Genomic DNA, 20,691 nt, shown 5'->3' on the forward strand with positions numbered 1-20,691 from the left:
ACTATGGCCACCAAGAAACCCAAGGGATTGGGTCGCGGACTTGACGCTTTGCTGGGCGCCGACGCGCCCGCTATCGACAATATCGGCAAGGCTCCGGCCAAGCCCGAGGGTCTGCCGTCCACCTTGCCTGTTTCGAAGATGCGGGCCGGCAAGTATCAGCCGCGCACCCGCATGGACGAGGGCGCGTTGGGCGAGCTGGCCGAGTCGATTCGCACACAAGGCATCATGCAACCCATTCTTGTGCGCGCGCTGGGCGATACGCCCGGCCATTACGAAATCATCGCGGGCGAACGCCGTTTCCGCGCCGCGCAACTGGCCGGCCTGAAGGAAGTGCCGGTGCTGGTGCGCGAAGTCGCCGACGAAAACGCGGCCGTCATGGCGCTGATCGAGAACATCCAGCGCGAAGACCTGAACCCGCTGGAAGAGGCGCATGGCGTGCGCCGCCTGCTGGACGAATTCGGCCTGACCCACGAGCAAGCCGCCCAGGCCATCGGCCGCTCGCGCTCGGCCACCAGCAACCTGCTGCGCCTGTTGAACCTGGCTTCCGCGGTGCAGACCATGCTGCTGGCCGGCGACGTCGACATGGGCCATGCGCGCGCGCTGCTGGCGGTGGACGCCGCCACGCAGATCCAGCTGGCCAACCAGATCATCGCGCGCCGCCTGTCGGTGCGCGAAGCCGAAAAGCTGGTCGCCAAGACTGCCAAGGAAGCCGAGAGCGCCGCCTCGCCCAAGAAGAAGGCCAACGGCGTCTCGCGCGACCTGACGCGCCTGGAAGAGGCGCTGTCCGACCATCTGGGCACGCGCGTGGCGCTGAAGGTCGGCGCCAAGGAAAAGGGCCAGATCGTCATCGACTTCCACGGCTGGGAACACCTGAATTCGCTGCTTGAACGGCAAGGCCTGTCGGGAGTGGTCGATGCCTGAGCAGGCATTGCCGGTCGTCGCGGTCCTGGCCACCGGCGGCACCATCGCCGGCGCCCAGGCCGACGCCACGTCCGCCGGCTACAAGTCGGGCTCGTTCTCGGTGAGCGACCTGCTGGCGGCGGTGCCGCAGCTGTCCGGCCTGGCCGACATCCGCGCCGAACAGGTCGCCAACGTCGGCAGCCAGAACATGACGCACGATGTCTGGCTCGCTCTGGCGCGCCGTGTCGATGCGCTGTGCGCCGATCCGTCGGTGGCCGGCATCGTCATCACGCATGGCACCGATACGCTTGAGGAAACCGCGTACTTCCTCAGCCTGGTGATCCAGCACGACAAACCGGTGGTGCTGGTGGGCGCGATGCGTCCGGCCACCGCGCTGGGCGCCGAAGGCCCGGCGAACCTGTACAACGCCGTGGCGCTGGCGCGCCACCCCGACGCGCGCGGCCGCGGGCCGCTGGTCGTCATGAACGAAGACGTGCACTACGCCCGCGAGCTGCAGAAGATCGCCAGCGCCGGCATCAACGCCTTTGCCTCGCCCAATCGCGGCCGCGCCGGCGTGATGCATGGCGGCACGCCGTGCTTCTATTCGCGCAACACCACCACGCACACCACACAAAGCGAGTTTTCACTCGCATTGCTGGAAAAGGCCGGATGGCCGCGCGTGGACATCGTCCATGCGCACGCCGATTTGCAAGGCGATGTCATCGAATTCATCGCGCGGCAGGCCGACGGCATCGTGCTGGCGGGCGTGGGTGATGGCAACGCCACCGACCTGGCCATCGACGCCCTGACCCGCGCCGCCGCCGCCGGCGTCGCGGTGGTGCGATCCAGCCGCACCGGCAGCGGTTTCGTCGCGCGCGATGTCGAACTGGATGACGCGGTGCTGGGGTTCGTCGCCGCCGGCGACCTCAATCCGCAAAAGGCCCGCGTCCTGCTGATGCTGGCCTTGTGCGTCACGCGCGAACCCGTGGCGCTGCAGCGCTGCTTCGACCGCTACTGAGCGCCGCGCACGGCGGCGCGCAACGGGCCCTTTCGTTGCACGCCTTCGTCAGGGATTGGGCGGCGCGTCCGCGCCGTGCGCCAATCCCAGGCTGGTGCGCAGCATGTCGTAGACCTGCCGCGTCAGCGGATTGATCAGATCCCGCCTTATCCACAGGAAGTACGTCACGTCCGGCAAGGGCGGCAGGCCTTCCTTTTCCCCCAGCACCCGCATTTCCGGCGCCAGCAGTTCCACGCTGCGCGCCGTCACGCCCAGGCCCGCGCGCAGCGCGGCCTTGATGCCGACCAGGTTGGGCGCCACGTAGTTGGTGTGCCAGCGCACCTGCGCCTGCTCCAGCGCGGTCAGCGCCAGGCGGCGGAAGATGCTGGGCTCGTCGGCCAGCACCAGCGGCACCGGCGCGTTGATGTCATGCACATAGTCGGCCGAGGCCAGCCACACGGTGGGCGAGGTGCGCAGCGCCACGCCCTCGAATTCCTGGTCGAAGCGGGTCGAGATGGTCAGGTCCAGCTCGCCGGCGCGCAACGCGTCCATCAGGAACGGGCTGCGATCGGTGCGGATCTCCAGTTTCACGCGCGGCGCGGACCGCGCGATATGAGTCAGCAGGGTCGGCAGGATGGTGTCGGCCACGTCCAGCGGCGCGCCCAGCCGCAGGTCGCCTTCCAGCGGCGCATCCTGCAGCGCGCGCAGCGCTTCATCGTTGATGGCCAGCATGTGGCGCGCATATTCGACCAGGCGCCGTCCGTGCGTGGATAACGCCTTGTTGCGCCCCTGTTTCTCGAACAGCGGCAGGCCGATGGCCGCTTCCAGCCGCTGCATCTGCTGCGTCACAGCCGATTGGGTCTTGTGCAGCCGGTTGGCCGCTTCCGAAAACGTTTCGTAGCGCGCGATCGCGGTCAGCGTGCGCAGCAGGTCCAGATCGAGATTACGCATGGGAGCGGCGAGGCCGAAAGTATTAGGGATGCTTATGGAATATTAAGGCAATTTAAATTGTTGGCGCCCCGGTGCGGCGATACAGTGACTGCAATAACTCATGAAACAAGAGGGAAAGTCATTGTGAGCACCACGCACCCCCAGCAGCAGGGCATCGACAGCGCCATCGGAAATATTAAAAATACTTTAGGAAATAAGGGCCTGAACCGCGACAGCCTGAAGGTCGTGCTGGACGAGCTGATCGGCCTGGCCGGCCATGCCGACTGGTGGGCCCAGGACCGCTATCCGGCGCCGGAAGAGGGCGAGCGCCAGGCGCGCTACCTGATCGGCGAAGACGCCGACAAGAGCTACGCGCTCTACCTGAACGTGATGCGGCCCGGCAAGCAGATCGTGCCGCACAACCACACCACCTGGGCCTGTATCGCCGCCGTGGAAGGGGTGGAATACAACTACGTCTACGACCGCACCGACGATGGCTCGGTGCCGGGCGTGGGCCACCTGGAAAAGACCGGCACCGTGGTGGTGGGACCGGGCGCCGGCATCGCGCTGATGCCCGACGACATCCACGCCGTCGAGATCCAGGGCGACAGCGTCATCCGCCACCTGCACATGTACGGCCGCGCCCTCGAGACGCTGACCGAGCGTCTGGCCTTCGACCTGGCCGCCGGCACCTGCAAAGTCATGCCGATCGGCGTGCAGACCCGCCGCTGACCATCATGAACAAGCCCCTGCGGCCCGCGACGCGCCTGCTGCGCGCCGGGCGTCCCCATGCCGGCTGGGTCAACACCCCGGTCACGCGCGCCAGCACCTATGTGTTCGACAGTGTCGCGGCCTGGCGTGACACCCGCGCCCGCCGTGAACAGGAACGCCTGCCGTCGTATGGCGCGCGCGGCACCGACAGCACGCACGCGCTGGAAGACGCGCTGGTCGAGCTGGAGCAGGGCCATCGCGCGCAGTTGTATCCCACGGGGCAGGCCGCCATCGCCGTCGTGTTGCTGGCTTATCTGCGCGCCGGCGACCACGTGCTGGTGACCGACGCGGTCTATGAACCGGTGCGCCGCTTCTGCGCCGAGCACCTGGCGCGGCTGGGCATCGAATTCACGTTCTATCCGCCGGACGGCGCCGGCCTGGCGCAGCTGCTGCGTCCCAACACGCGCATGATCTATGCCGAGTCGCCCGGCTCGCTGACCTACGAGATGCCAGACCTGCGGCAGCTTGCCGACCTGGCGCGGCGCCACGATTGCTGGCTGGCTGTGGATAACACCTGGGCGTCGGGATTGCTGTGCCAGCCGCTGGCGCTGGGCGCGGATATCTCGATCCTTGCCGCCACCAAGTACCTGGGCGGCCACGCCGACGTGATGATGGGCGCGGTCGTGACCAATGCCCGCGCCTGGCGCGCGCTGGAACGCGCCAGCATCGACTTCGGCCAGACCGTCGGCGCCGACGACGCCTACCTGGTGCTGCGCGGCATGCGTTCGCTGCCGCTGCGCATGGCGCAGCACGCCCGCAGCGCCTTGCGCGTGGCGCAGTGGCTGCAGGGCAGGGCGGACGTGGCGCGCGTGCTGTGCCCGGCCCTGCCCGACGATCCCGCGCATGCGGTCTGGCAGCGCGAATGCACGGGCGCCAACGGCCTGCTGACGCTGGAGTTCGCCGCCGGCATCACTGACGCCGACATGGAACGCGCCATCGACGCGCTGCGCCTGTTCGGCATCGGGGCCTCGTGGGGCGGCTTCGAAAGCCTGGTGATTCCCGTCAATCTGGCCAAGGCCCGATCCCTGCCCGTCGCCCCGCATGGCGCCATGCTGCGCCTGCATATCGGGCTGGAGGATCCGGACGACCTGATCGCCGACCTCGAACAGGCATTCGGCCAATTGCGGCCCGCCCTGACGGCCCCGAACTCCCATTCCCCCGATTCCCTGCGGATTTAACGATGCATTCCCATTCCGACCTGAAACTGGCCGATATCGACTCGCACACCCTCAAGGGCTGGCTGCATGACGGCGGCGAGATTGCGCTGCTGGACGTGCGCGAGCATGGCCAGTACGGCGAGTCCCACCTGTTCTATGCGGCGCCCGTGCCGTTCAGCCGCCTCGAGGCCGACATCGCGCGCCTGGCGCCGCGCCGCGACGTGCGCGTGGTGGTCTACGACGAAGGCGGCGATGATGACGTCGCCGCGCGCGCGGCGACGGCCTTGCGCGCGCTGGGCTACACGCGGGTCTATCGCCTCGCCGGCGGCATCGCGCAATGGCAGCGCGATGGCTACGCCGCCTTCGCCGGCGTCAATGTGCCGAGCAAGACTTTCGGCGAACTGGCCGAGGAAGTTTTCCACACCCCGCGCATCAGCGCCGCCGAACTGGCCGAACGCCAGCGCCGCGGCGATGACCTGATCGTGCTGGACGGCAGGCCCTACAGCGAATACCAGAAGATGAGCATTCCCGGCGGCGTCTGCTGCCCGAACGGCGAGCTGGCGCTGCGCGCCCACACGCTGGCGCGCGACCCCAACACCACCATCGTGATCAATTGCGCCGGCCGCACGCGCAGCATCATCGGCGCGCAGACGCTCATCAACCTGGGCGTGCCCAACCCGGTCTACGCGCTGGAGAACGGCACCCAGGGCTGGTACCTGGCGGACTTCAAGCTGGACCACGGCGCCAGCCGCCGCTACGACGACGCCGTTGCGCCGGCGGACCTGCCCGACCTGGCGCAGCGCTCGGCCGGCCTGGCCCGCCGTCATGGCGTGCCCGAGGTGGATGCCGCGCAGGTGCGCGCCTGGCTGAACGATGCCAGCCGCAGCACTTTCCTGTGCGACGTGCGCAGCGCCGAGGAATTCGCGCGCGGCTCGCTGCCCGGCGCGCAGCACACACCTGGCGGCCAGCTGGTGCAGGCCACCGACCAATACCTGGCGGTGCGCGGCGCGCGCATCGTGGTGTTCGATGGCGAAGGCGTGCGCGCGCCGGTGGTGGCGAGCTGGCTGCGCCAGATGGGGTGGGACGCGAGCGTGCTGCGGGAAGGCGTGGCCGCCGATCTGCAAGCGCCCGCCGCCCCGGTGGCGGAGCCGGCGTTGACGGTGCTCGACGACGCGGGCCTGGCCGCCGCGCTGGCGCAGGGCGCGCAGTTGCTCGACATCCGTTCCAGCATGCGCTATCGCGCGCAGCACATCGACGGCACGCGCTGGTCGGTGCGGCCGCGTTTCGCCGACCTGGCGCTGGATCCCGCGCGTCCGCTGGTGCTGCTGGCCGAAGAACGCGCGGTGGCCGCATGGGCCGCGGCGGACCTGCGCGCGCTCGGCGTGCGCGACATCAAGGCCAACCTGGGCACGCCCGCGGGCTGGTCGGCGGCCGGCCTGGCGCTGGTGTCGACGCCAGCCGAACCGGCCGATGCCGATTGCATCGACTACCTGTTTTTCGTGCACGACCGCCACGACGGCAACAAGGCCGCGGCGCGTCAATACCTCGCCTGGGAAACCAACCTGGTCAAGCAGATCGACGCGCGCGAGCGCGCCGCGTACCGCTTCCCGGCCGGGTGACCGCCGGGACGGAATGACCCTCGCGGCCGCCACGGCGGCCGCGCGCAACGCTTCATCCGATCAGCACGCCCCGGCGCATTCGCCGGCGGGGCGCGGACGGTTCATGGCGAACCGAAATGCAATGGACGGCCGAGCATCCGGCCGCCAACCACAAGGGGAAATACCGATGAACAAGCTCAACCTGCAGCATGCCTGCAAGACCGCCGCGGCCCTGGCCTGCCTGGCGTGGGGACTGAATGCCCACGCCCAGGCGCCGGCGCCACTGGCCGACTATCCGAAGCAGGCGATCACCGTGGTGTCGCCGTTCCCGCCCGGGGGCGGCAATGATGGCGTGGCGCGTCTCATCGCGCAGGAACTGGGCACGCTCATCGGCCAGAGCGTGGTGGTGGAAAACCGCTCCGGCGCGGGCGGCAACGTCGGCACCTCGCAGGTCTCGCGCGCCAAGCCCGACGGCTACACGCTGGTGATGTCGCAGACCAGCGTCATGGCGGTCAACCCGCGCCTGTACAAGAACGTGGGCTTCGATCCGCTGAAGGACTTCGTGCCGATCTCGCAGATCACCTCGGCGCCGCTGGTGCTGGTGGCGCGCAGCGAAAGCGCCTACAAATCGCTCGGCGACTACCTGGAGGCCGCGCGCAAGCAGCCGGGCGTCATCACCTACGCCACGCCCGGCAACGGCACCATGAGCCATCTGATGGGGGCGCTGCTGTCGCAGAAGGCCAACGTCAAGCTGGTGCACGTGCCGTACCGCGGCGCCGCGCCCGCCATTACCGACCTGATGGGCGGCACGGTCGACATGCTGATCACGTCGCCGGCCTCGGCCGAGCCGATGGTGGCGGCCGGCAAGCTGCGCATCCTGGCGCTCAGCCATGAGAACGGCATCGGCATCTTCAAGGGCGCGCCCACGCTCGGGCAGTCCGGCATGGACGGCATCACGGCCGACGACTGGTATGGCCTGTTCGCGCCGGCCGGCACGCCGCCCGAACGCGTCGCCTATCTGGCCCAGGCGGTGGCGCAGGCGATGAAGTCGCCCAACGTCATCGCCAAGATCCAGGCCGGCGGCAGCCAGCCCGTGGGCAGCGCGCCCGACGCCTTCGGCAAGCGGTTGCAGCAGGACACCGCGTACTGGGCCGACATGGTCAAGGTCGCCGGCGTCTCGGTGGATTGAACTACACCACCAGCAGCTTGCCCACGGCGGCCTTCACCGCCGCATAGGCGGGCTGCTTCTGCGCGTTGCTGTTGGTCACCAGGTGGTCGATGCGGTTCACCTCGCAGTACGACACCCGGCTGCACAGGCCGATCTTGCTGAAGTCGGCCAGCAGGATGCGCTGCTTGGCGTTGGCCGCCATGGCGCGCGCCACCTCGGCCTCGCGCAGGTCGTAGCTGGTGGCGCCGCACTCGGCGTCCACGCCCACCGGCGACAGCAGCGCCACGTCGGCGCGGTAGCGGTGGATCTCGGAGATGGTGATGTCGCCGGCGGTGGCGCAGACCGGGCCGCCGACCGAGCCGCCCAGCATGAGCAGTTCGTTGGCGCCGCTGCCCGCGGCGCCGACCTTGAGCGCCACGTCGAACGAATTGGTGATGATGGTCAGGCCGCTCAGTTTGGCCAGTTCGTCGGCCAGCATGCTGGTGGTGCTGCCGGCGTCCAGGAATAGCGTCTGGCCGCTGCTGACCAGGCCGGCGGCGGCGCGGGCGATGGCGCGCTTGTACTTGACGCGGGTGTGCACGCGTTCGGTGATCGGCGGCTCGCTGTGCACCGGCACCGCGCCGCCATGCACGCGGCGCAGCTCGCCCATCGCTTCCAGCTCCAGCAGATCGCGCCGCACGGTCTCCCGCGATACCCCCAGTTCGCCGACGATACGGTCGGTCGATACCTGCTGCAGGGAAGACAGCAGGGCGCGGATTCTCTGATACCGCTCTTCTTGCCACATATCGGATGCTTCCTAATCTATTTGCGGCGGCGCGCCGGCAGCGCGATCAACGCGCGCATCGCCAGCAGCGAACCGCCCACGGCCAGCATGATAAGCGTCGAATAGGCCGCCGCCTGCGAGACGAACCCCGCTTCGTCCAGCCGCAGTACGGAAACCGGCGCGACGCTGACCGACGGCGTGACCAGGAAGATCACCGCCGACAGCGTCACCATGGAACGCATGAAGAGGAAAAAGAACACGCCCAGCACCGTCGCGGCGATCTGCGGCAGCACCGCGTCGCGCAGCACCTGCAAGGTGCCGCCGCCCAGGCAGCTCACCGCTTCCTCCAGCGCCTGCGGCACGGCGCGCATGCCGGTCATCATCGTCAGGAAACCCTGCGTGTGATAGTGGTAGAAGTTGCACAGCGCGATCAGCGCGGCGCTGCCGTACAGCGCGTAGAGCGGCGTGGCGGGCGAGTTGAACGCGAAGATGTACGACAGCCCCAGCACCAGCCCCGGCACGCCGACCGGCAGCACCGACACCAGATACACCAGCTTGGCCCAGGCGCGCGGGATGCGGCACACGCCGAAGGTCAGGAAGAACAGCAGCAGCACGCCGCCGGCCGCGGCCGCCAGCGACAGGTACAGCGACGTCCACAGCGGCGCATAGCCGCCGCTGACGGTGATGTCGTAATGCTTCAAGGTCCATTCCATGCGGTACGGCCACAGCCGCATGAAGCTGGCGAACACCACCGTGCCCACCGTCACCACGATGGCGCTGGCGCACAGCAGCACGCCGGCCGTGAACGCCAGGTCGCGGCCGCGCGCCGGTTGCGGCGTGACCCGCAGCCCGCTGGGCGAGGCGGCGCCGAACTGGCGCTGCGACGCCACCCGTTCGATCTGCACCGAGATCAGCGACGGCAGCAGCAGCAGGATGCCGACCACCGAGCCCATGCCGAAATTCATCTGGCCCGACACCTGGCTGTAGATCTCCGTGGCCAGCACGCGATAGTTGCCGCCGATCACGGCGGCGTTGCCGAAGTCGGTGATGGTGATGACGAACACCACGAACGCCGCGCTGAGCAGGCCGAACTTGCAGTTGGGCAGCGTGATGTCGAAGAACTGCCGCAGGCTCGACGCGCCCATCACTTCGGCCGCGTCGTAGTAGCGCGCATCGGTGTTGCGCAGCGCCGCCTGCAGGATCAGCACGGCCTGGGGCAGGGCATAGAACACGTTCGAGATCAGCAGGCCCCAGAAGCCGTAGATGTCGAACTCCCACCCGGTCCAGCGATGCACCAGGCCGTTGCGCCCGAGGATGAAGATCAGCCCCAAGCCCTGCACCAGCGATGGCGCCAGCAGCGGCAGCACCAGCGCGAGCTTGACCAGTGCCTTGCCTCGCATGCGGCTGCGGTCCAGTCCGAAGGCGATGGCAAAGCCCAGCAGCAGGCTGACGGCGGTGGTGGCCGCGCTCATCGTCAGGCTGTTGGCGGTGGCGGTCAGGATGCCGCGGGTGGCGAACACCTCGGCGTAATTGCCCAGGCCGATGCCGCCGTCCTTTTCCACCAGGCTGCGCCAGCCGACCGTGGCCAGCGGATACAGGAAGAACAGCGCCAGGCCCGCCATCGGGATGCCGACGCAGGTCCACAGCAGCAGGCGGTCCAGGGAGGCCGGCGCGCGGTTGGCGCGAGGCGAGGTGGCGGCGCCGATACGAACCGTGTTCATGCCATGGCTCCCGCGCGTGCCGGCGTGGCGGACGCAGTCATACGCGGACCCAGGCGCATTGCTCCGGCGCCATGTCCAGGCGCACCGGCGCGCCTTGCGACAACCCCGCCGCGCCCTGCTGTTCGACCAGCAGCTCGCGGCCCTGCCACGCCACCCGCACGCGCGTCAGGTTGCCCATGAAGGTCATTTCGCGCACCCGGCCCGGCCCGCGTTCATCGGCGGCGATGCGCAGGCTTTCCGGCCGCAGGCAGGCCTCGAAACGCTCGCTGGCGCCATCGGGCCGCGTGGCCAGCAGGGCGGGCATGGCCTCGCGCACCCAGTCGGTCGGCAGCAGGTTGCTCAGGCCGACGAAGTTGGCGACGAAGCGCGTGCGCGGCCGCAGGTACAGGTCTGACGGCGATCCCACCTGCTCGACGCGGCCGTCGTTCATGCACACGATCTTGTCGGCCAGCGTCAGCGCTTCCTCCTGGTCGTGCGTCACCATGATGGTCGGGATCTGCAGGCGGCGCTGCACGTCGTGGATCTCGGCGCGCATGTCGGTGCGCACGCGCGCATCCAGCGCCGACAGTGGTTCGTCCAGCAGGATCAGCGCGGGGTCCACCGCTAGCGCCCGCGCCAATGCCACGCGCTGCTGCTGGCCGCCGGAAAGTTGGTGGGGATAACGCTGTGCATAATCCGGCAGCTTGATCAGCGCCAGCAATTCACGCACCCGCGCGTCGATGCGCTCGCGGCTCTCGCCGCGGATGCGCAGGCCGTAGCCGACGTTCTCGGCCACGGTCATGTTGGGAAACAGCGAATACGACTGGAACACGATGCCGAAGCCGCGCTTGCGCGCCGGCAGCGCCGACAGGTCGCGCCCGCCCAGCGTGATGGCGCCGCTGTCGAAGGGCAGCAGCCCGGCGACGATACGCAGCAGGGTCGTCTTGCCGCAGCCGCTGGGGCCCAGCAGGCAGACGAATTCGTGTTCGCCGACGGACAGGTCGATGCCTTCCAGCGCCACCGCGCCGTCGAAGGTCTTGCGGATCCCGCGCAATTCCAGGTACATGGCCGCTCCAGGCGGTGGCGTGGCGGCCGGGGGCGCCGGCCGCGCGCGCCGTCAGCGTTTGATGGTGTCCTGCCAGGTCTTGATGGTGGCGTCGCGTTCCGCCGCCGATTTCTGGAAGTCCACCGGGTACAGCACGGCGGTCAGGTCCTTGGGCAAGCCCGCGGCCTCGGCCGCCTTGTTGGGGGCGGCGCCGGGAATCGTCACCAGTTCCTTGTACTTGCTGTACAGCCCGCCGGCCTGCGCCGACAGCGTCCAGTCCAGGAAGCGCTTGGCGTCCGCGGGATTCTTGGCGGTCTTCATCAGGCCCGAGGCCTCGAGTTCGTAGCCCACCCATTTCGACGGGATCACCATCTTCACGGGAAAGCCTTCCTCGATCGACTGCATCGCCGGGAACGCGAACGACACGCCGATCGCATATTCGCCGGCGCGCGCCATCTTGCAGGGCCGCGAGCCTGACGGCGTGTACTGCGCCACGTTCTTGTCCAGGTCCTTGAGCAGCGCCCAGCCTTTCTCGGCGCCCAGGCCCTGCAGCAGCGCGACGATCTGCAGGTAACCGGTGCCGGATGCCGCCGGGCTGGGGATGACGATCTCGCCCTTGTAGACCGGCTTGGCCAGGTCTTCCCACGAGGTCGGCATCGGCAGGTTCCTGGACTTGAGCCGGTCGGTGTTGACACAGAACGCGGCCACGTAGCCGGTGGCGGCGAACCACTTGTTGTCGGCGGCCTTGTATTGCGCGGGCAGGGCGTCGATGCCCTTGGCCGCATACGGTTCCAGCAGCTTTTGCAGGCGCGGATCCAGCATGTTGCTGACCGCGAAGCCCCAGATCACATCCTGCTGCGGATTGCCGGCCTCGGCGATCAGGCGCGCGCCCAGGTCGCCGGTGGACAGGCGCAGCACGTTCACCTTCACGTCCGGCAGGGCGGCGTTGGCGGCCTTCAGGTAGGCGGCGATCTCGTCTTCCTCCAGCGCCGTGTAGACGGTGATGGCGCCGGCGTGGACGGCCTGGGCAAAACCTAGGGAAATTACTGCAACCACGAGACCAAGCTTCTTCTTACATTGCATGATGGAACTCCGGAAAGGAATACACGGCAACGGCGATGAGCTGCTTTTCTGCGGACGGCGACCTGCGGGCGGGGCGGTAGGGTTGCGCGAGGAAACGTTGCGTTTCCCGGGTTGCGTTTTTAGGTATATTTGCAAATTTGTGGCAACGTGTCTAGACTGGAAAAACCCGAATCGCATGGGTCTTTCAGCGCCGCGCCACGCCTCGGAGCTCGTCATGCAAACTTCGCCGCCGCTCAATGCGCAGCAATTGGCCGCGTTTTCCTCGTTCGCCCAGACGCTGGCGGACCAGGTCCGGCCCTTGTCGCGCCAGTGGTTCCGCCACCCCCTGATGGTGGAAACCAAAGCGGATGAAAGTCCCGTCACCCGTGCCGACCGCGAGGTCGAGGCGGCGCTGCGCGAAGCCATCGCCCGCCAGTATCCCGACCACGGCATCTTCGGCGAGGAATACGGCGCCAGCCATGCGGAGGCCGAATGGGTGTGGTCGCTCGATCCCATCGACGGCACCCGCGCCTTCATCTCCGGCAATCCCCTGTGGGGCACGCTGCTGGGCCTGCTGCACCGCGGCCGCCCGGTGCTGGGCCTGATCGACATTCCCATGATGGCCGAGCGCTGGCTCGGCGCCGCCGGTTCGCCCGCGCGCCTGAATGGCGAGCCTTGCCGCACCCGCCAGTGCACCGAACTGGACCAGGCGATTCTCTATGCCACCTCGCCCGACATCTTCGAAGGCGCCGACCTGGGCGCGTTCGACGCGCTGGCGCGCTCGGTGCGCATGCGCCGCTATGGCGGCGATTGCTACAGCTATGGCCTGCTGGCCAGCGGCCATGTCGACCTGGTGGTCGAGGCCGGCCTGCAGCCGTATGACTATCTGGCGCTGATGCCCGTGATCGAAGGCGCGGGCGGCGTCATTACCGATTGGTCGGGGCAGCCGTTAGGCCTCGCGTCGCAGGGCCGCGTGATCGCGGCCGCCACGCCGCAACTGCATCGCGAGGCGATGCGGGTGCTGGGGGCGGCCGTGACCTGAAACACCGCGCCCCGCGACCCCGCACGTCAACGCAACGCTTCAGCCACGACAAGGTGAACGAGCCATGCATGCACTAGGGGTAGCAACGGTGGAAGACGCGGAGCGGCTGGTCCAGGCCAGCACGCTCTCGCATATCAAGATCGGCCTGTCCGACGTCGATGGCGTCATGCTGGGCAAGTACGTCAGGCGCGACAAGTTCCTGGCCGCGCTGCGCGGCGGGCTGGCGTTCTGCGACGTGGTGTTCGGCTGGGACCTGGACGACCAGCTCTACGACAACACCAAGTACACCGGCTGGCACACGGCCTATCCCGACGCCAAGCTGCGCATCGTGCCCAGCACCTGCCGCCGGCTGCCGCTGGAGCAGGGGCCAGGCGGCGAGGACATGCTGCTGTTCCTGGCCGAGTTCGAAGGCCCTGCGGCCGACATCTGCCCGCGCCGCCTGCTGCACCGCACGCTGGACCGCGCCGCCGGCATGGGCTTCGAGGTCTACGCCGCGCTCGAATACGAGTTCTTCATGTTCCGCGAGACGCCGCACTCGGTGCGCGCCAAGCACTATCGCGACATGGAGAACTGGACTCCCGGAAACTTCGGCTATTCGGTGTTGCGCAGCACCGTGCAGGGCGATTTCTACCGCAAGCTGCTCGACATGTGCGAACGCATGGACATGCCGATCGAAGGCCTGCATACCGAGACCGGTCCCGGCGTGCTGGAAGCGGCCATCGCCGTCGACCAGGCCGCCGCCGCGGGCGACAAGGCCTTCCTCTTCAAGACCTTCACCAAGGCGCTGGCGCAGCAGAACGGCCTGATGGCCACCTTCATGGCGAAGTGGTCGCACGATCACCCCGGCCAGAGCGGCCACATCCACCTGTCGCTGCGCGACCGCACCAGCGGCCGCTCGGCGTTCTACGACGAGTCGCGCCCGCATGGCATGAGCGCGACGCAGACCGCCTTCATGGCCGGCGTGCAGCGCTACCTGCCCGAATTCATGGCGCTGTACGCGCAGACCATCAACAGCTATTCGCGCCTGGTGCCGGGCTACTGGGCGCCGCTGGACGCCACCTGGGGCATGGAGAACCGCACCACCGCGCTGCGCCTGATTCCCGGCAGCGACAAATCGCAGCGCGTCGAAGTGCGCATCGGTTCGGCCGACGCCAATCCGTACCTGGCGTTGTCCGCGGCGCTGGCCTCCGGCCTGCATGGCATCGAACAGGGCCTCGAACCCGAGCCGATGGTGCAGGGCAACGCCTACACGCAGCAGTTTCCCGAACACCTGCGCCTGCCCACGACGTTGTGGGAAGCGGCGCAGCGCTTGCGGCAGTCGGAGGCCGCGCGCGAGCTGTTCGGCGCTGCCTTCGTCGAGCACTACGCCGCCACGCGCGAATGGGAGGAACGCCAGTTCCGGCGCCACGTCACCGACTGGGAACTGGCGCGCTACTTCGAGATCATCTGAACTCCGCCGCTTCACTCATCCACCACGCATGCACAGGGTCGCCATGACGCAGGAACTCATCACCATCAGTCCCATCGACGGCCGCGAAGTCGTGCGCCGCCCCTACGCCAGCGAGGCGCAGGTCGCGCAGGCGCTGGCCGACGCGCAGGCCGCGCAGGGCGCCTGGCACGCGCTCGGCATCGAGCAGCGCGGCCGCATCCTGTCCGATGCGGTAGCGCGCTTCGTCGCCGGCAAGGCCGAGATTGCGCGCGCCATCACGATCCAGATGGGACGCCCCTTGCGCTATACACCAGGTGAAGTGGATGGCTTCGAAGCGCGCGCGCGCCACATGATCGGCATCGCCGCCGAGGCGCTGGCGCCGATCCAGGTGCCGGAGATCGCGGGCTTCACGCGCTTCATCAGCCGCGAGCCGATCGGCGTGGCGCTCACCATCGCGCCGTGGAACTATCCGCTGCTGACGGCGGTGAACAGCATCGTGCCGGCGCTGATGGCGGGCAATACCGTCATTCTCAAGCACTCCGACCAGACCCCGCTGTGCGCCGAGCTCATCGGCCGCGCCTTCAGCGAAGCCGGCGTGCCGCATGGCGTGTTCCAGTACCTGCACGCGAACCACGACATCGCGCAACGCCTGATCCGCGCGCCCGAGATCGGCTACGTGTCCTTCACCGGTTCGGTGCGCGGCGGCCAGAGCGTGGAACAGGCTGCCGCCGGCCGCTTCATCGGCGTCGGCCTGGAGCTGGGCGGCAACGACCCCGCCTATGTGCGCGCCGACGCCAACCTGGCGCACGCGGTCGAAACGCTGGTGGACGGCGCCTTCTTCAACTCCGGCCAATCCTGCTGCGGCATCCAGCGCATCTACGTGGCGCGCGAGCGCTACCAGGACTTCATCGACCGCGCCGCGGCCCTGACCCGCGAATACGTGCTGGGCGATCCCCTGCAGCCAGACACCACGCTGGGTCCGGTGGTGCGCACACGCGCCGCCGACGAGGTGCGCGAGGTCATCGCCGAGGCCGAATCGCGCGGTGCCCGCAACCTGGTCGAGGCGGCGCGTTTCGACGCCGCGCGCGCCGGCACGCCATACGTGGCGCCGGCGCTGCTGACGCAGGTGGATCACCGCATGCGCGTGATGAACGACGAATGCTTCGGCCCCGTGGTCGGCGTGATGCCGGTCGACAGCGACGAAGAGGCCGTGGCCTTGATGAACGACAGCCCCTACGGCCTGACCGCCGCCGTCTTTACGCAGGACGAAGACGCCGCATTGCATCTCGGCCGCCAGCTGCGCACCGGCACCGTCTTCATGAACCGTTGCGACTACCTCGACCCCGCGCTGGCGTGGACCGGCGTCAAGCACACCGGCCGTGGCGTCTCGTTGTCGCGCGTCGGCTACGAACAGCTCACCCAAGCCAAATCCTTCCATCTGCGCCGCAACGCCTGAGCGCGACCAGGAGCCGACATGACCGTCCCCAGCGTCAACTGGAACTATCCCACCGCCATCAAGGCGGGCCCCGGCCGCATCAAGGAATTGCCCGACTGGTGCCGCGAACTCGGCATGGCGCGGCCGCTGCTGGTCACCGATCCCGGCCTGGCCGCGCTGCCCATGATCGCCGACGCGGTGCGTGGCTGCCGCCAGGCCGGACTCGAATGCGGCCTGTTCCACGAAGTGAAGGGCAACCCCACCGGCAGGAACGTGGACGATGGCGTGGCGGGCTATCGCGAGGGCCGCCACGACGGCGTCATCGCGTTCGGCGGCGGCTCGGCGCTGGACGCGGCCAAGGCCATCGCGCTGATGGCCGGCCAGAAGCGTCCGTTGTGGGACTTCGAAGACGTGGGCGACAACTACCTGCGCGTGGATGTCGCCGGCATGGCGCCGGTGGTGGCGGTGCCGACCACCGCGGGCACCGGTTCGGAAGTGGGGCGCGCCTCGGTCATCACCGACGAGGCGGCGCAGGTCAAGCGCATCATCTTCCACGCGCGCATGCTGCCCGCCATCGTCATTCTCGATCCCGAACTCACCGTCGGCCTGCCGCCGCGCATCACTGCAGCGACCGGCATGGATGCGCTGTCGCACAACCTCGAGGCCTACTGTTCGCCGTTCTTCCATCCGATGGCCGCCGGCATCGCGCTGGAAGGCATGCGCATGATCAAGGAATACCTGCCGCAGGCCGTGGCCGACGGCGCCGACCTGCAGGCGCGCCAGCAGATGCTGGTGGCCTCCAGCATGGGCGCCACCGCGTTCCAGCGCGGACTGGGCGCGATGCATGCGTTGGCCCACCCGCTGGGGGCGCTGTACGACGCCCACCACGGCATGCTCAACGCCATCCTCATGCCCTACGTGCTCAAGGCCAACCAGCACGCGGTCGCGCCGCGGCTGCAGGCGCTGGCGCGCTACCTGGCCTTGCCGGACGACAGCCCCGGCGCCGTGCTCGACTGGGTGCTGGCGCTGCGCGAGACCGTCGGCATCCCGCACACCCTGGCCGACATCGGCATCGACGATGCGCAAGCGGAGCGGGTGGGGCGCATGGCAAGCGAGGATCCGTCGGGCGGCACCAACCCCGTCGCCTACACGCCGGAGCAGTACGCTGAACTTTTTCGTGCAGCCGTTCGCGGAATCTTGTAAGCTTCGCCCCCTCTGCGCGGAAACGCGACAGGAGGAACAAAAGATTTGAATATTTTTCGTCCCAGGCGTTTGACAGCGGATTTGAAAGTGTTCATAATCTCAAGTTCTCCGCTGGAGGGGTGCCCGAGTGGTTAAAGGGGGCAGACTGTAAATCTGTTGGCCTTGCGCCTACGTTGGTTCGAATCCAACCTCCTCCACCAGAGACCCAAACCTGAATCCAGGCGATGTTTGCCTGGATTTTAAAATGTAGGCCTAGTGAACTGGGCGGCCTTCGCAACGAAGGTAGCAAGTTCTCCGGGCCTTGATTTTGAAAGTCTGGGAAAGAGTAGTGAGGTGGTGAAAGGACAGCCGCGGGTGTAGCTCAATGGTAGAGCAGAAGCCTTCCAAGCTTACGACGAGGGTTCGATTCCCTTCACCCGCTCCAAGCAGTACACATGCCCATGTGGCTCAGTGGTAGAGCACTCCCTTGGTAAGGGAGAGGTCGCGCGTTCGATCCGCGCCATGGGCACCACAAATTCCAAAGTCTTATCTTCAGTCAGCAGCTTCAGTCAAAAGCGCAATCCAGGTCAGGAGTCAGCCATGGCAAAAGGCAAGTTTGAACGTACCAAGCCGCACGTGAACGTGGGTACGATTGGTCACGTTGACCACGGCAAAACGACGTTGACGGCGGCGATCACGACCGTTCTGTCGACCAAGTTCGGCGGCGAAGCCAAGGGCTACGACCAGATCGACGCGGCTCCTGAAGAAAAGGCACGCGGCATCACGATCAACACGGCTCACGTCGAGTACGAAACGGAAGCGCGTCACTACGCGCACGTTGACTGCCCGGGCCACGCTGACTACGTCAAGAACATGATCACGGGCGCCGCCCAGATGGACGGCGCGATCCTGGTCGTGTCGGCCGCTGACGGCCCGATGCCGCAAACGCGCGAACACATCCTGCTGAGCCGCCAGGTTGGCGTGCCGTACATCATCGTCTTCCTGAACAAGGCCGACATGGTTGACGACGCCGAGCTGCTGGAGCTGGTGGAAATGGAAGTTCGCGAACTTCTGTCGAAGTACGACTTCCCGGGCGATGACACCCCGATCGTGAAGGGTTCGGCCAAGCTGGCGCTGGAAGGCGACAAGGGCGAACTGGGCGAGCAAGCGATCCTGTCGCTGGCCCAAGCCCTGGACACCTACATCCCGACGCCCGAGCGTGCCGTTGACGGCGCGTTCCTGATGCCGGTTGAAGACGTGTTCTCGATCTCGGGTCGCGGCACCGTGGTGACCGGCCGTATCGAACGCGGCATCATCAAGGTCGGCGAAGAAATCGAAATCGTCGGTATCGTCCCGACGGTCAAGACGACTTGCACCGGCGTGGAAATGTTCCGCAAGCTGCTGGACCAAGGTCAAGCCGGCGACAACGTGGGCATCCTGCTGCGCGGCACCAAGCGTGAAGACGTCCAGCGCGGCCAGGTTCTGGCCAAGCCGGGCTCGATCACCCCGCACACGGACTTCACGTCCGAGGTGTACATCCTGTCCAAGGAAGAAGGCGGCCGCCACACCCCGTTCTTCAACGGCTATCGTCCCCAGTTCTACTTCCGCACGACGGACGTGACGGGCACGATCGACCTGCCGGCCGACAAGGAAATGGTTCTGCCGGGCGACAACGTGACGATGACCGTCAAGCTGCTGGCCCCGATCGCCATGGAAGAAGGCCTGCGTTTCGCCATCCGTGAAGGCGGTCGTACCGTCGGCGCCGGCGTCGTCGCCAAGATCCTGAAGTAAGCAATACCCGGATGGGTAGAGTGGGCTCTCAAGCCCCTCTATCCATCTTTGCTGTAAAAGTAGTATGATGTATGGTTCCGCAAGCCGCTACACATGGTAGTGGCCAGATAGATGAAGCGGAACGATGAAAGTGCAATGCACGTGAGTGCGAATGTGAGTGTTTTAGGGGCATAGCTCAATTGGCAGAGCGTCGGTCTCCAAAACCGAAGGTTGTAGGTTCGATTCCTACTGCCCCTGCCACCGCCAGGATAAACCCGCGGGAGATCATCGCGAGTTACGCATTCACGGCGGCTCGCGTCGCAATATGTCTAATACCAGCGTAGAAACCGTAACCAGTACCGCCGACCGGGTCAAGCTCGGGCTGGCGGTTCTTGTCGTTATTGCTGGCATCGTCGGGTTTTCCGTGCTCAGCGCACAACCGATGCCTGCTCGTATCGGCGTCTTTGTCGGCGGCCTCGTGATCGCGGCCGCGATCGCCTGGTTCAGCGAACCGGGTCGTCGCACGTTGAGCTTTGCCAGCGAGTCCTACAACGAAGTCAAGCGTGTTTCGTGGCCCACCCGCAAGGAAACGACCCAGATGACGGGCATCGTTTTCGCGTTCGTGGCAGTCATGGGCATTTTCATGTGGGTGCTCGACAAGGGCATCGAATGGATTCTCTACGGCCTGCTGCTGGGCTGGAAATAAGGACGGCGAATGAGTAAGCGTTGGTATGTCGTCCATGTGTACTCCGGCATGGAAAAAAGCGTACACAAGGCCTTGAACGAGCGCATCGAGCGCGCGGGCCTGCAGACGTCTTTCGGCCGTATTCTTGTGCCCTCCGAGGAAGTCGTCGAGGTCAAGGGTGGCCAGAAGTCGATCACCGAGCGCCGCATTTTCCCCGGTTACGTCCTGGTTGAAATGGACCTGACCGACGAAACGTGGCACCTGGTCAAGAACACCAACCGCGTCACCGGCTTTTTGGGTGGCTCGGGCAATCGTCCGACCCCGATTTCCGAAAAGGAAGTCGAAAAGATCCTCTCCCAGATGGAAGAGGGCGTCGAGAAACCCCGCCCCAAGATCCTGTTCGAAGTGGGCGAGATGGTTCGGGTCAAGGAAGGTCCGTTTGCGGACTTCAACGGCAACGTCGAAGAAGTCAACTACGAAAAGAGCAAGGTTCGCGTGTCTGTCACGATTTTCGGTCGTGCCACCCCCGTCGAACTGGATTTCAGCCAGGTCGAAAAGACCTGATTTCAACCCCCGGGGAGCCCTGGCCGTGCGCTAGGGCGATATAACCCGCAAGGAGCAAAGCATGGCGAAGAAGATCGTCGGCTTTATCAAGCTGCAAGTACCGGCTGGTAAGGCTAACCCCTCCCCCCCGATTGGCCCGGCGCTGGGTCAGCGTGGCCTGAACATCATGGAATTCTGCAAGGCGTTCAACGCCAAGACCCAAGGCATGGAGCCTGGTCTGCCGATTCCGGTGGTGATCACCGCTTTCGCCGACAAGAGCTTCACCTTCATCATGAAGACCCCGCCCGCGACGGTCCTCATCAAGAAGGCCGCCGGCGTGCAAAAGGGTTCGTCCAAGCCGCATACCGACAAGGTTGGCACGCTGACCCGCGCGCAAGCTGAAGAAATCGCCAAGGCCAAGGGCCCCGATCTGACCGCCGCTGATCTGGACGCCGCCGTCCGCACGATCGCTGGCAGCGCCCGCAGCATGGGCATCACGGTTGAGGGGATCTAA

At 66.9% G+C, this 20,691-nt stretch carries 19 protein-coding genes and 4 tRNA genes; 18 read left to right on the plus strand and 5 right to left on the minus strand.

Annotation, left to right across the window (positions count from 1 at the left end):
* Positions 1-3 precede the first annotated feature (3 nt).
* Entirely contained in the window at positions 4-921 is a 918-nt protein-coding gene (locus I6I07_RS07490; protein ID WP_198486191.1) for a ParB/RepB/Spo0J family partition protein, read from the plus strand.
* On the plus strand, positions 914-1,918 hold the full coding sequence (locus I6I07_RS07495; protein ID WP_198486192.1) for an asparaginase: 1,005 nt from the start codon (positions 914-916) through the stop codon (positions 1,916-1,918). The genes I6I07_RS07490 and I6I07_RS07495 overlap by 8 nt, the downstream gene beginning before the upstream one ends.
* Positions 1,919-1,966: 48 nt before the next feature.
* Here I6I07_RS07495 and I6I07_RS07500 read toward each other — a convergent pair whose 3' ends face one another.
* Positions 1,967-2,848: a LysR substrate-binding domain-containing protein gene (locus tag I6I07_RS07500; RefSeq protein WP_061072889.1), complete on the minus strand. Its 882-nt coding sequence runs from the start codon at positions 2,846-2,848 to the stop codon at positions 1,967-1,969.
* Between the two features lie 123 nt (positions 2,849-2,971).
* Between I6I07_RS07500 and I6I07_RS07505 the strand changes: the two genes are divergently transcribed.
* The 4 genes from I6I07_RS07505 (at position 2,972) to I6I07_RS07520 (ending at position 7,542) form a co-directional block, all read left to right on the plus strand.
* Complete coding sequence (locus I6I07_RS07505; RefSeq protein WP_269784340.1) at positions 2,972-3,559, plus strand: hypothetical protein; 588 nt, start codon at positions 2,972-2,974, stop codon at positions 3,557-3,559.
* A gap of 5 nt (positions 3,560-3,564) precedes the next feature.
* Positions 3,565-4,776, plus strand: coding sequence for a cystathionine beta-lyase (metC, locus tag I6I07_RS07510; RefSeq protein ID WP_198486193.1), 1,212 nt, complete (start codon positions 3,565-3,567; stop codon positions 4,774-4,776).
* 2 nt (positions 4,777-4,778) lie between these two features.
* Positions 4,779-6,374, plus strand: a complete 1,596-nt coding sequence (locus I6I07_RS07515; protein WP_198486194.1) for a rhodanese-like domain-containing protein — start codon at positions 4,779-4,781, stop codon at positions 6,372-6,374.
* Between the two features lie 166 nt (positions 6,375-6,540).
* On the plus strand, positions 6,541-7,542 hold the full coding sequence (locus I6I07_RS07520) for a Bug family tripartite tricarboxylate transporter substrate binding protein (RefSeq protein ID WP_198486195.1): 1,002 nt from the start codon (positions 6,541-6,543) through the stop codon (positions 7,540-7,542).
* 1 nt (position 7,543) lies between these two features.
* Here I6I07_RS07520 and I6I07_RS07525 read toward each other — a convergent pair whose 3' ends face one another.
* Genes I6I07_RS07525 through I6I07_RS07540 form a run of 4 tightly spaced genes read right to left on the minus strand, consistent with a single transcriptional unit; the run spans position 7,544 to position 12,112 of the window.
* Positions 7,544-8,305, minus strand: coding sequence for a DeoR/GlpR family DNA-binding transcription regulator (locus I6I07_RS07525; protein ID WP_006392098.1), 762 nt, complete (start codon positions 8,303-8,305; stop codon positions 7,544-7,546).
* A gap of 17 nt (positions 8,306-8,322) precedes the next feature.
* A complete protein-coding gene (locus I6I07_RS07530; protein ID WP_198486196.1) occupies positions 8,323-10,005 on the minus strand; it encodes an ABC transporter permease subunit in 1,683 nt (560 codons plus the stop codon).
* A 37-nt stretch (positions 10,006-10,042) separates the two neighbouring features.
* Positions 10,043-11,050 (minus strand): ABC transporter ATP-binding protein, encoded by a 1,008-nt coding sequence (locus I6I07_RS07535; protein ID WP_198486197.1) that lies wholly within the window; start codon positions 11,048-11,050, stop codon positions 10,043-10,045.
* 51 nt (positions 11,051-11,101) lie between these two features.
* A complete protein-coding gene (locus I6I07_RS07540) occupies positions 11,102-12,112 on the minus strand; it encodes an ABC transporter substrate-binding protein (RefSeq protein WP_076408024.1) in 1,011 nt (336 codons plus the stop codon).
* A 214-nt stretch (positions 12,113-12,326) separates the two neighbouring features.
* Here I6I07_RS07540 and hisN point away from each other — a divergent pair, with 214 nt between their 5' ends.
* From hisN to rplK, 12 genes are all read left to right on the plus strand, one after another.
* Positions 12,327-13,133 carry a histidinol-phosphatase gene (gene hisN, locus I6I07_RS07545; protein WP_198486198.1) on the plus strand — a complete coding sequence of 269 codons (807 nt, stop codon included), beginning with the start codon at positions 12,327-12,329 and terminating at the stop codon, positions 13,131-13,133.
* Between the two features lie 64 nt (positions 13,134-13,197).
* Positions 13,198-14,583, plus strand: a complete 1,386-nt coding sequence (locus I6I07_RS07550; protein ID WP_035359783.1) for a glutamine synthetase family protein — start codon at positions 13,198-13,200, stop codon at positions 14,581-14,583.
* A 43-nt stretch (positions 14,584-14,626) separates the two neighbouring features.
* Positions 14,627-16,018, plus strand: coding sequence for an aldehyde dehydrogenase family protein (locus tag I6I07_RS07555; protein WP_198486199.1), 1,392 nt, complete (start codon positions 14,627-14,629; stop codon positions 16,016-16,018).
* A gap of 18 nt (positions 16,019-16,036) precedes the next feature.
* Positions 16,037-17,200 carry an iron-containing alcohol dehydrogenase gene (locus tag I6I07_RS07560; protein WP_198486200.1) on the plus strand — a complete coding sequence of 388 codons (1,164 nt, stop codon included), beginning with the start codon at positions 16,037-16,039 and terminating at the stop codon, positions 17,198-17,200.
* Between the two features lie 113 nt (positions 17,201-17,313).
* Positions 17,314-17,400 (plus strand) — tRNA-Tyr (locus I6I07_RS07565).
* Positions 17,401-17,550: 150 nt separating this feature from the next.
* Positions 17,551-17,624, plus strand: a tRNA-Gly gene (locus tag I6I07_RS07570).
* Between the two features lie 12 nt (positions 17,625-17,636).
* Positions 17,637-17,711, plus strand: a tRNA-Thr gene (locus I6I07_RS07575).
* Between the two features lie 68 nt (positions 17,712-17,779).
* Complete coding sequence (gene tuf, locus I6I07_RS07580; protein ID WP_198486201.1) at positions 17,780-18,970, plus strand: elongation factor Tu; 1,191 nt, start codon at positions 17,780-17,782, stop codon at positions 18,968-18,970.
* Between the two features lie 164 nt (positions 18,971-19,134).
* Positions 19,135-19,210: transfer RNA gene (locus I6I07_RS07585), tRNA-Trp, on the plus strand.
* Positions 19,211-19,274: 64 nt separating this feature from the next.
* Positions 19,275-19,655 carry a preprotein translocase subunit SecE gene (gene secE, locus I6I07_RS07590; RefSeq protein WP_062680841.1) on the plus strand — a complete coding sequence of 127 codons (381 nt, stop codon included), beginning with the start codon at positions 19,275-19,277 and terminating at the stop codon, positions 19,653-19,655.
* Positions 19,656-19,664: 9 nt separating this feature from the next.
* Positions 19,665-20,198 (plus strand): transcription termination/antitermination protein NusG, encoded by a 534-nt coding sequence (gene nusG / locus I6I07_RS07595; protein ID WP_006389586.1) that lies wholly within the window; start codon positions 19,665-19,667, stop codon positions 20,196-20,198.
* 61 nt (positions 20,199-20,259) lie between these two features.
* Positions 20,260-20,691: a 50S ribosomal protein L11 gene (gene rplK, locus I6I07_RS07600; RefSeq protein WP_006389587.1), complete on the plus strand. Its 432-nt coding sequence runs from the start codon at positions 20,260-20,262 to the stop codon at positions 20,689-20,691.

Source organism: Achromobacter deleyi, from assembly GCF_016127315.1.
In the GTDB taxonomy this organism is placed as follows: Bacteria; Pseudomonadota; Gammaproteobacteria; order Burkholderiales; family Burkholderiaceae_B; genus Achromobacter; species Achromobacter insuavis_A.